Genomic DNA, 8936 nt, shown 5'->3' with positions numbered 1-8936 from the left:
ATTTATATTATTGCAGAAATTTAATAAATTAGAGATCTAAAAAATTGTCATATTCAGAATAATAATTTAATGCTTTTATAAATTCATTTGTAGTAGCTGAAGGTTTCTGATCTATAACTGAATCGACTACATCAGCAAATTGTTGACCTGAGTAAAGATAGTTTAGTTTCTTTTTTAACACAAGAGGCGGATAAATTTCTTTTCCATTATCATCTACATCTGGATAGTCATCAATGTAATAACTTTTATTACTTAGCAATTCTTCATCAGATTCACTATAGAGACAAAAATCATCACCTCTTTCAATATTGTCTTTCACATAAGAGATAATATCCTTTATTGGATAAAGATTACCTTTAACAAGCATAATATTCATACTCCGTAATAGAAATTATTTAACAAAGTTTCTTACTGATAAAATCATTTAAAATTCATTTTGATTATTCTTCTACATATCACGGCCACTTTTATAAATAACATCCGTTGTTGAAATTTCTAATGTTTCATTAAAGACCTAACTAAAGAAATTTGCTTATATCAAAATAAGAGTTCCCATGAAATCATTGTGTAAGTCAGCTTCTATTTTTAAATATCAACTTTAAAATTGATACTTGTGGTGCCTTTTGATTATCAAATGATTTAATTAAAGAAGAATAGTTTGAAGTTATTTCTTTGGTTAAAACGGCAAAGTTCCTTTTATACTCCCAAAATGCTCAACATTGACATCCAATGATTTAAAATAATTAAAAGCATCGATTATATTTGAGAATTCTTTAATTTCTTCTGTACCATAATCCTCAATAATTTCCATCTTTTTTCTATGATATAGAAAAGATACGTATTATATAATCCATTTTTCTTTTTCAGTGCGTATTGGAATAAATAGCATTCACCATCTATTTCCTTTACTTCATCAAATCCTCTAACCTTGCCTTTTTCTATGACAGAAATTAAATGTTCAATTGAAAAGTTATTCATCTATATCGATACTCACCATTGTTCCATTTGAACGTTTAATGCTTATATGGAGCAAAGAGCTATGCCCTGTTCCTTTAGTGTCGTCATAACCATATTACACGACAGATATTAGAATCAATAGAATAATTTTTTTGTAACAAATTTTACCACTTTTTTTGGATTTTACACTAATTTGCAGTTCCTTGATGGCCTCCTTGTAAAAATTTAATGTTTTTAGGTTTTACAAAAAATTAAATACCTTTAAATATTATTAAAAGGGTAAATTAATTTTTTTATTAAGTTTTTCTTCAATAAGCATAGATAATTTTTCAAATAATGTTTCCCAAACCTGTACATACTCTATTTTACTGATAGAAAGTTTCATATCAGGAATTTTTCCATTATATATACCTACATCTGGTCCCTTCTTATATTCAAGTTCTACACCTTTATCATTAATGTCATAATAGAAGTAAAAATCTGAACCTTGCTCACAAAACCAAATATCATCTTTGCCTGTCCAATTATTTTTTACTCGTTTGATTGACTTAACTATTTCTTCATAACATACTGTTATATCAGGATAAAGATCAATATTTACTTTGTAAGTGTCTTTCAGTTTAATAAAAAACTTACAATCAACATATCTTCTCAATTCTTCCAATGCATATTGAAAATGAGTTAGTTCATCATCTATATCATTATCAATATCGCCTATAGGATTTTTATATTTAATATTGAATATGGTTTCCATTTTAGTTTCCATGAATATATGACATAATTTTTACTTTGAGGTATTAATAAAAACACCTAGTCACAGTATACATATATATTTAAACCATCATTGAATGATTTTTCCAGAAAATCAATGAAATGAATAATTGTTTCAAGATGTAATTTTTTTGTTTTAATAAGACTTTTTAATTCCTTTATCAAAGGCTGAATTTCACCATATAAAATGGTAGTATCAGCATAATAATCATCAATTTTTTTTATTATTGGATACTGATTTAATGGTTTCGCATTATTGAGTAATTTATCATAATCAAATTTCCTAAATGAAAATACTGGTGTGCTTTCATCTATTTTCTTTTCATTTTTTGATGCCATAAAATCCAAAGCCATAAATACCTCATATTTAACTTGATGAGAAGCCTCTATTCCTTTTCCATTTATCATTACCACTATTCAATCCCACTGATGGTTTCAAGCCAATCCATCACACACTGACACAGGTTAAACCTGACTAAAAACCTAAAACGGATCAAGCTGAACAAAGTGGACAATATCTGGAGCATAATACCTGAAAGTATTGTAATATAAGCCAGTTTTTATGTATAAATATTGTCTTCAATACCAACTGGGAGCAGACTAACCTGACGGCTATTATTTATAAACCATATAAATCATCTAGATCATCTTCACACACTAATTTAGAAATAAATTCATTAAAGCTATTGCATAGAAAAAGAGTACTCTTATCTTGATTATCCGTTAAAGATAAATTGTCTGACCATGTGTCAAGAGTATAGTAGTATATTTTTCCATTATTAATATCGATGCAGAAATAATTACCACCTGCGTCAATCGCAAAAGGTAAAAAAGTTTCCGGTAATAACTTTCTACCCCATAAATCTGCTGCTTTGGAAGGCATTAAATAGTTCTTGTTATTATTAAATTTTTTATAGTATTTAACAGGTATGAGCTCATGAATTGCAACCCATTCAAATTCACCTTCAGGATCCAGCCAAGCATTATTCTCTGGCATTCCACCATTGTGGTGTAACAGGAATTATCTTAATTGAACAGGAATTTTTATCTTTAAAAGTTTTTCAACCTCATTTAGGTCAGCGGTATTAATTGCTTGTTCTGAGTCATAGAATTTGTTACTTGCTCTTGGTTTAATATCTTCATCTTCAACGGTTTCTGCATTGCTTTGCTCTTCATCATAAGTTAAAGCATTTAAAAAATTTTCTAATGAATCAGATAAATAAATGCTATTTTTTTTTAAATTTTGTTCTGTATTTAGAGTGTCGTCCCATTCTAGTCTGAGATATTGATATATCGCACCAGTATTAATATTTATACACAAAAAACCATTGCTTAAATCGCGAGCAAAAGGTAACAGCTCCTTAGGTAACTTTTTATCGTCCCAATGTTTGAAGGCAATACCTTCCATGATAAAATCTGGGTCATTTTTAAATGCTTTATTATATTTTATAGGAATAAAATTAAAAACTTGAAGTTTGTATGGAGGAACAGTTGTTTTCCAAATATCTTTATATACCATTCCGCCATTACAATTAAGGTAAAGCTGTTTTAAAGAATCTGGAATTGTGATACCTAACTTCTTTTCACAAGCATTTAAATCTTTATCAGTCAGTTTTTTTTCGTAGTCATAAAAATTATCTATATTAATCATATTAATTCCCTAATTATATTACATCTGTAATTATCGTTCTAAAAATTGTTCAAAAAGTACAAAATTCATCTACTATATAAATAGAATGAGATGTTAATTTTTAGATAAATGCTATGATCCAACAAATATTAAATAATATAAAAAATGGTCCAACTATTTTAACGTTATCTCAGATAATAGACATAATAAAATATCTTCAAGCAATTACAGTTGATGAGATTTTAAAAAATGATAAAGCTTTTTTGGAGATATTAGATTTATTAGTTGATTCTTATTCTGATTCTGCAATATTTGAAATCGATAATGATAATAAATTATTTTTACATCATTTTAGTGATTGGCTGCTCAAATTAGGGAAAAAATACTCGCTTGGTAAAAATCAAGATGATTTAAGCTCTTATTCAGATATGTTTTTAAAAGAAATGTGCAATAAAAATATTACTCGGGGATGTTGAGCTTTTGTATTCATCATGATCCTTCTTTACATTTTTAACCGTATCATACAACATGCTAATATCGTTATACCAATTGACGATATTTATAGACACTAGCAATATGACCCTTTCGTGAGTTTTTTATTGAAATATCTCATCACGGACAACCAATTCAAATTTGATAAAAAATACCTTCTAACGTGTTACAATACGCTTATTTATTATCCAATTTAGCCTGTATTTAGTATCCATTTTTATCTCTTTTTCCAAGTGGGTATTTGTCAATATTAGTCTGAACATAAATTCATATTGATCTTACACAGTGTTGTGAGAGTATTTTTCCGCTCTAAAATTGCTCAGGTAGACTATTGATTTTATTGAAGTTTTTTATAAATGGTGTTTTTTAGAAAAATCAAACAATTACATTATATTTTTGTTTTTTGATGAAAACTAAAGCTTGATTAAAACATTTTGGCTGTAGCATCAATTTTATTTGATTTTTTACACTCTTTTTAATAAAAAGGATCCCTCCCTTTTTATGCGATCAGTGACAATTCATCACTTTGTCGGTATTATATTGGGCATTTTATTATAATTGGTTAGGTTTAGTGTGAATATTCAACAATTATTAACGCAACGTGTTTCGCAAGCTATGATTATGGCAGGTGCAGATAAGAACTGTGACGCTTTAATTAAGCAATCAAACAAAGCACAATTTGGTGATTACCAAGCTAATGGCATTATGTCAGTTGCCAAAAAACTTGGTATGCCACCTCGAGATCTTGCCCAAGCTGTTTTGCAACATTTAGATATCGATGATATCGCCGAAAAAGTTGAAATTGCAGGTCCTGGTTTTATTAATATCTTTTTGAAAAATAGCTGGATTGCTGAGCAAAATGAAGTTGCTTTAAGTGGTGATAAGCTTAATATTACTTTACCCGCCAAACCGCAAACTATAGTAGTTGATTATTCGGCGCCTAATGTCGCCAAAGAGATGCATGTTGGACACTTGCGTTCAACTATTATTGGTGATGCTAGCGTTCGTGTTTTATCTTTTTTAGGTCATAATGTTATTCGTGCTAATCATGTTGGTGATTGGGGAACGCAATTTGGTATGTTAATTGCGTATCTTGAAAAGATGCAAAATGAACATGCCAATGATATGGATCTTTCAGATTTAGAGTCATTCTATCGCGCCGCTAAAAAACATTATGACGAAGACGAAGTGTTTGCCGAAAAAGCTCGTAATTATGTAGTGAAATTACAAGGTGGCGATGAATATTGTCGTGATATGTGGCGCAAGCTAGTTGATATTACCATGACGCAAAATATTGCCACTTATAAACGTTTAAATGTTACGTTATCGCTTGAAGACACCATGGGTGAGAGCATTTATAACAGCATGCTACCTAATATTGTTGCCGATTTAAAACAGAAAGGGCTTGCGGTTGAAAGTGAAGGGGCGATTGTTGTTTTTCTTGATGAGTATAAAAACAAAGAAGGCGAACCGATGGGTGTTATCATCCAAAAACGTGATGGTGGCTACCTTTATGCAACAACCGATATTGCTTGTGCTAAATACCGTTACGAAACGTTACATGCCGATCGTATTCTTTATTATACTGATTCCCGCCAACATCAACATTTAGAGCAAGTTTGGGCTATTGTTCATAAAGCTAAGTATGTACCAGAATCATTAAAGCTTGAACACCATATGTTTGGTATGATGTTAGGTAAAGATGGTAAGCCGTTTAAAACCCGTTCTGGTGATACTGTTAAATTAAATGATTTGCTAGATGAAGCGTGTGAGCGCGCAACAACTTTAATTCGTAGCAAAAATCCAGATCTTTCTGAAAGTGAGCTTGCAAAAATTGTCGATGCGGTGGCTATTGGTGCAGTTAAATATGCTGATCTTTCTAAAAATCGGACTACTGATTATGTTTTTGATTGGGATAATATGTTGTCATTTGAAGGCAATACCGCACCTTATTTGCAATATGCTTATACCCGTGTGTTATCAATTTTTAAAAAGTCCAATATTTCTGAAGATAGCTTAACAGCTAATATTAGTTTGGAATCTGATAAAGAGCGTGCTTTAGCAATTCGTTTAATTCAATTTGATGAGACTATTTCAATCGTGGCAAGCGAAGGTACACCACATGTGCTTTGTGCTTATCTTTATGAAATTGCAACGCTGTTTTCAAGTTTTTATGAGAACTGCCCTATTTTAGCAGCCGAAAACGAAAGCCTGAAACAAAGTCGCTTAAAATTAGCTTCTTTAACAGCTAAAACACTTAAAACTGGCCTTGATATGCTAGGCATTAAGACTGTTGATAAAATGTAATTTAACCACCACCGATGTGAACGCATTGGTGGTGTTTTTTAATACATGCGTTTTAAGCTTTTGACTAAATATGTTTAGGTTTATTATTCGTCATCAAAATAAATTAATGGCTTTGTTACTATTATTTATTGCGATCCTTATTATTCGTTTGTTACCTCATGCCCCTCTTTCTGAATCACTTACTTTTTCAAAGCGCTATTATGATAATAATAACCAGCTAATTCGAATGACATTAGCCAATGATGATCGTTATCGTTTATGGACGCCTTTAGAAGATATTTCGCCTGATATTGTTAATGGTTTGTTACTGCACGAAGATCAGTGGTTTTATTATCATGTTGGCTTTAATCCATTTAGTCTAATTAGGGCTTTTGGAGCAACCTATCTTGGTGGTGGAAATCGTCAAGGTGCTTCAACCATTACCATGCAACTTGCACGAATGCATTGGCGGTTAAATACTAAAACCATTGGTGGGAAGTTGCATCAAATTGCTAGGGCTATACAGTTAGAGTTGATGTATTCTAAACATGATATTTTAGAAGCGTATTTAAATTATGCCCCTTTTGGTCGCAATATTGAAAGTATTGGTGCTGCGTCATTTATCTATTTTAATAAACCACCTTCACAAGTCAATTTGCCCGAGGCGTTAACTTTGGTGGTATTACCTCAATCACCAACATATCGAGTTGATCGAAAAACAGGATTTGCTGGCAAAGCGTTAGTTAAAGCAAGAAATCAATTATTTGAGCGTTGGCAAGAAAAATATTTTGTTGATAGCAATATTGTCGCTCTTTTTTCGCAAAAGTTGGTTTTGCGTCAACCAGAACGAATGCCTTTTGGTGCACCGCATTTTATTAATCAAATCATTCAACAACAGCAAAGCGATGCTCAAGAAATTAAAACTACGTTAGATAATAATCTGCAAAAAATCATTAGTCGGCAAGTCAATTTGTTTATTGAGCGAAATCGCATAAAAGGTATTAATAATGCGTCGATAATTTTGGTTGATACCCAAACAATGAAGGTTAAGGCACTGATTGGCTCAGCTAATTATTTTAATAATTCTATTCAAGGTCAAGTTAATGGTACACTTGCTAAACGCTCACCCGGATCTACACTTAAGCCGTTTATTTATGCGCTTGGTATGGACCAAGGTGTTTTACATCCTCGTACAATTTTAAAAGATGTGGCCACTGATTTTGGTTCATACACGCCAGAAAACTTTGATCGTAACTTTCGTGGCCCTATTTCGGCAACCGATGCATTAATTCATAGCCGTAATATTCCTGCTGTATCGGTGGCCTCTAAATTACATAATCCCTCTTTTTATCAATTTTTGGTCAATGCCCATATCCAAAAACTCGCCGATGAGTCGCATTATGGTTTGTCTTTAGTGTTAGGTGGTGGTGAAGTTAGTGCTCAAGAGTTAGTCGGGTTGTATGCCATGCTAGCCAACGAAGGCCGTTGGCAGCCATTGCAATTTATTGAAGCCAACGACTCGCCCGAGCCACAAAAGCTGTTAAGTCCACAAGCAGCATTTATGACCATTGATATGTTGAAACAAAATAGCCGCCCACAAGATGTACTTAGCAAAATGCAAAAAAAGGTGGTGCCAGTTGCCTGGAAGACAGGTACATCATGGGGATTTCGTGATGCTTGGACAGCTGGAACTTTTGGTAACTATGCAATGGTGGTTTGGCTTGGTAACTTTGATGGTAGTGGTAATAATGCCTTTGTAGGCGTCGATGCCGCCACACCGCTCTTTTTTAATATCGTTGAAAGTATTAACGCTTATTATCCTAATTTACGTGAACCTAATCGCCCATTACCTCCAAATTTAAAGCGTATCGATATTTGCCTAACCAGTGGCAATCTACTGACTCAATGGTGCAAGGCAAAAGGTAAAACGTGGTTTATTCCGGGAGTGTCACCAATTAATCCCGATACCATTTTTAGACCCGTTATGGTCGACAATCAAACAGGTAAGGCTGTTTGTCCTCCTTATGATTTAACAACCTCTCACTTAGCTGTTTTTGAATATTGGCCGTCAGATTTAGCTGCTGTTTTTGCTAAAGCAGGAATTCCTAAAAAAGCGCCACCATCAACAAAACATTGTCATTCATCACAAAATTTTTTGGGCGAACCGCCAAAAATAACTTCGCCTCTTAAAAATGTAGTTTATCAATTTAGAACCACTAAGCAAAAAAATGAACAAATTAGTTTTACTGCTAATTGTGATGGTGATGTTAAATCACTTTATTGGTTTGTTAATAACAATTTTATTGGGCAAACCGAGCCACGGAAGGCTCTTAACTGGATCCCAACACAAAGCGGGACTTTTAAAATTTTAGTGCTTGACGATATGGGTCGAAGTGATTCACGGAATATAAAAATCGAACTATTTGATTAATTAATATGGTAGCTAACCCCAAATGTTAACTACTATCATCCTTTAATTCATATTACTTGTTTGGCAATATTTATCTCTAATCTATCAGTATGATCTTTAGCAAAGTTGGCAAATTCAACAAAATATGGCGTTGTGTTGTGAAAATCAATTGCCTGCTGTGATGCCCATGTTTCGACCACTATGAAGATATTTGAATTATCTATACTTTGAAGTAGCCTACCTATATTTCAAAATAAGTTGCTTGTGTAGTATACGCTTGCTACTGCTAATATCAAAAAGCAGTATTTAAGGTTAATAATCTCATTTTTGTGACAACAAATTATTTTTATTAAATAACTATTTATAACTTTATTTTTTATTTTATTGGTA

General features: G+C 32.2%; 10 protein-coding genes. 3 read left to right on the top strand and 7 right to left on the bottom strand.

All coding sequences use genetic code 11. The features are described from left to right. Positions 1-28: 28 nt before the first annotated feature. The 6 genes from A9G44_RS00860 to A9G44_RS00835 all read right to left on the bottom strand — a co-directional run bounded on the left by A9G44_RS00860 (position 29) and on the right by A9G44_RS00835 (position 3379). On the bottom strand, positions 29-367 hold the full coding sequence (locus tag A9G44_RS00860; RefSeq protein WP_065608879.1) for a DUF7716 domain-containing protein: 339 nt from the start codon (positions 365-367) through the stop codon (positions 29-31). A gap of 309 nt (positions 368-676) precedes the next feature. Beyond that, the gene (locus A9G44_RS13770; protein ID WP_255456993.1) at positions 677-811 is read right to left on the bottom strand and encodes a hypothetical protein; all 135 of its coding nucleotides are present in this window, start codon (positions 809-811) and stop codon (positions 677-679) included. Positions 812-1228: 417 nt separating this feature from the next. Continuing rightward, positions 1229-1711: a hypothetical protein gene (locus A9G44_RS00850; RefSeq protein ID WP_065608878.1), complete on the bottom strand. Its 483-nt coding sequence runs from the start codon at positions 1709-1711 to the stop codon at positions 1229-1231. Between the two features lie 56 nt (positions 1712-1767). Beyond that, the gene (locus tag A9G44_RS00845; RefSeq protein WP_143426271.1) at positions 1768-2136 is read right to left on the bottom strand and encodes a hypothetical protein; all 369 of its coding nucleotides are present in this window, start codon (positions 2134-2136) and stop codon (positions 1768-1770) included. A gap of 211 nt (positions 2137-2347) precedes the next feature. Next, positions 2348-2746, bottom strand: a complete 399-nt coding sequence (locus A9G44_RS00840; RefSeq protein WP_257006562.1) for an SMI1/KNR4 family protein — start codon at positions 2744-2746, stop codon at positions 2348-2350. Positions 2747-2749: 3 nt separating this feature from the next. Then, the gene (locus A9G44_RS00835) at positions 2750-3379 is read right to left on the bottom strand and encodes an SMI1/KNR4 family protein (protein ID WP_065608875.1); all 630 of its coding nucleotides are present in this window, start codon (positions 3377-3379) and stop codon (positions 2750-2752) included. Positions 3380-3492: 113 nt separating this feature from the next. On the opposite strand from A9G44_RS00835, the gene A9G44_RS00830 reads away from it, so the two are divergent. From A9G44_RS00830 to pbpC, 3 genes are all read left to right on the top strand, one after another. Continuing rightward, positions 3493-3834 (top strand): hypothetical protein, encoded by a 342-nt coding sequence (locus A9G44_RS00830; protein ID WP_034911027.1) that lies wholly within the window; start codon positions 3493-3495, stop codon positions 3832-3834. A gap of 589 nt (positions 3835-4423) precedes the next feature. Then, positions 4424-6157 (top strand): arginine--tRNA ligase, encoded by a 1734-nt coding sequence (gene argS, locus A9G44_RS00825; RefSeq protein WP_065608874.1) that lies wholly within the window; start codon positions 4424-4426, stop codon positions 6155-6157. Positions 6158-6227: 70 nt separating this feature from the next. Beyond that, complete coding sequence (gene pbpC / locus A9G44_RS00820; RefSeq protein WP_065608873.1) at positions 6228-8567, top strand: penicillin-binding protein 1C; 2340 nt, start codon at positions 6228-6230, stop codon at positions 8565-8567. A 47-nt stretch (positions 8568-8614) separates the two neighbouring features. On the opposite strand, the gene A9G44_RS12980 is transcribed toward pbpC, so the two are convergent. Then, entirely contained in the window at positions 8615-8770 is a 156-nt protein-coding gene (locus A9G44_RS12980; protein ID WP_255307525.1) for a putative quinol monooxygenase, read from the bottom strand. Positions 8771-8936 lie beyond the last annotated feature (166 nt).

Source organism: Gilliamella sp. Occ4-3 (genome assembly GCF_001690675.1).
Classification (GTDB): domain Bacteria; phylum Pseudomonadota; class Gammaproteobacteria; order Enterobacterales; family Orbaceae; genus Gilliamella; species Gilliamella bombi.
This window is presented reverse-complemented; position numbering and strand designations above follow the sequence as displayed.